Here is a 2,004-nt window from a genome sequence, read left to right on the forward strand (position 1 = left end):
GTGAGGGTGTCGGCGATGGTGCGGGCCATGCCGCGGGCTGCCTCCAGTGCGTTGGCCGCGGCGGCCTCGAATGCGTCATGGGTGGTGTGGTGCACGGCTGCTCCTCGGCAGGAAGGGGCCCGTCCGGCGGAGCGCCGGGCGGGGTGCCGGTCTTCAGGTGGTCAGGTCGATGAGCAGGGAGCGGAACGCGGCTTCGCTGACGCACTGCCGGTACAGGTGGTCCAGCTGTGCGCGGAGACCTCCGTTGTTGATCTCGCTGGCGCGGCGGTCGGCGTCGTCGTGTACCGCCTCGTGGGCTTCCTCGTCGCCAAGATCGGGGTACGCGCCGCCGTTGTAGGCGTCGGCGGCCTTGTCGTTGGTCGACTCGTAGATGGCCTCGTCGAGGTCGCCCTCGTCGATGCCGAGTTCGGTGGCAATCGCGAGCAGCCGGGCGTCTGTCCCGGGCGCCGGGGCCGCGGCGTCGCTCTCGTCTCTGGGCCGGAGATAGCAGGAGCCGTTCCGGGCGGCTCCGTGCCGTGTCCAGCCTGCGGCCGTCATGGCGGCGTGCAGGATCCGGGCTTGGGCAAACCACTCCTCGGCCTGCCCGTCGCGCCATTGAAGGGAACTGGTGCCGGGCATCTGACTGTTGCCGCCCACGATCGGGGCGATGATCACCTCGTCGGGGCTGACGGCGGTCGGCCGCATCATGAATGTCTCGCCGTTGCGCCCGCCGTGGGCGATCAGGACGGCCCGGGCGGCATCGAAGGTGCTCCGTGTGGTCTTCGGCGTGAGGTCAGTGTCGTCGCGGCGTGGCGTGCTCCGCTTCGGCTGGCGTGGCATGGCTGTTCTCCCTTCCGTTGGCGGCCGGGGCGCTGGGCCCCGGCCGGTGAGCGGGTCAGGCGGTGACCGGCAGCAGGAGCAGCGCGGCGGGGATGATCAGGGCCAGGTCGTCGGCGTCCCAGACGTCGCACTCTCCGTCCCACGGAAAGCCCCGGGTGAGGACGATCCGCTGTTCGGCGGGCGGGTCGTTGTAGGTGCGGAGGGTGCAGCACTCGGAGCAGCTGCACGCGGGGTCCAGGCGGCCGGCCGGGCCGGGTAGGCATCCGTGGCGTACTGGGGGACGTTGGCGGCCCCTCGGTGACGCGGCGCGAACGATGCCAGGATCAGATCTCCGTCGGCGACGTCACGCGCCCGGACGATACGGGCGGCGCTGACGTCCGCGCCCGGCGGCAGCGGGGCGTGGTCCGGGCCGTCCGGGCGGGTGCTCACGATCAGGCGGTGCGACAGCGGATTCAGTGGAATGAGCTCAGCGGGCATACCGGTCCTCCGGTGTGTGGGTGTGGTCGGGGCGTCGTCCGCGGCCAAACGGGCTGACGTGGTACTTCCGGGCGATTGATGGCAGGGGCGGCTACTGGCGCGGGCGAGCGGACTCGGCCCAGAAGCCGGCGGGCAGGGGCGTGAGTGCGTCGGGCCGCGGTTGGTTTCTGCGCCACGTCCGGGTGTGGGTGAGCCACTCGTCGGTGGCCTGGCTCCACTGGAAGCGTGGCCGGTCACCTGTCATGGGGGTGCTCCGAAGCCTGCTCGGCGTCGGTCTGCAGGAGAGCGCGCACGACGCGGTCGGCCTGGTCGGCGGACAGCCCGGTGAGTTCGATGGCGACGCTCTCGCCGTGCTCGCCGGCGTCGACCTTCACGCGCGCGTGCGGTGTGGTCGCCCATTGCCCGCCGCGGGGCGCCCCGTCCCAGCTCAGGTAGCGCATCCTGCGCTCACGGAAGGGGGCGTGTGCGGCGGCCTGGCCCGTGAGGGTCGGCAACAGTCGGCGGCTGATGTCGGCGGCGATCTGCCGCGCGGTCTTCGTACCGGACATGGTGATGCTGCCAAAGTCGATGCCGGTCGGGTAGCTGCCGATCCCGGCGGGCGTGGCGGGCGTCAGCCCTGTGGCGCGCAGGCGACCGTAGGCGCTGCCCGTGTCGTAGACGGTGACGGAGAGACGGATGGCGCGGCCGTCGGTGTGCCGCAGTTCGCAG

General features: G+C 72.0%; 2 protein-coding genes. Both read right to left on the bottom strand.

All coding sequences use genetic code 11. From position 1 onward, the window contains the following. Nucleotides 1–153: 153 nt before the first annotated feature. Nucleotides 154–819, bottom strand: coding sequence for a hypothetical protein (locus AC067Z_RS38835; RefSeq protein ID WP_478794350.1), 666 nt, complete (start codon nt 817–819; stop codon nt 154–156). Between the two features lie 710 nt (nt 820–1,529). Then, nucleotides 1,530–2,004 (bottom strand): hypothetical protein (locus AC067Z_RS38840; RefSeq protein ID WP_478794351.1); only part of this gene is annotated, 475 nt, incomplete at its 5' end.

It is taken from the genome of Streptomyces sp. NPDC043812, assembly GCF_056436245.1.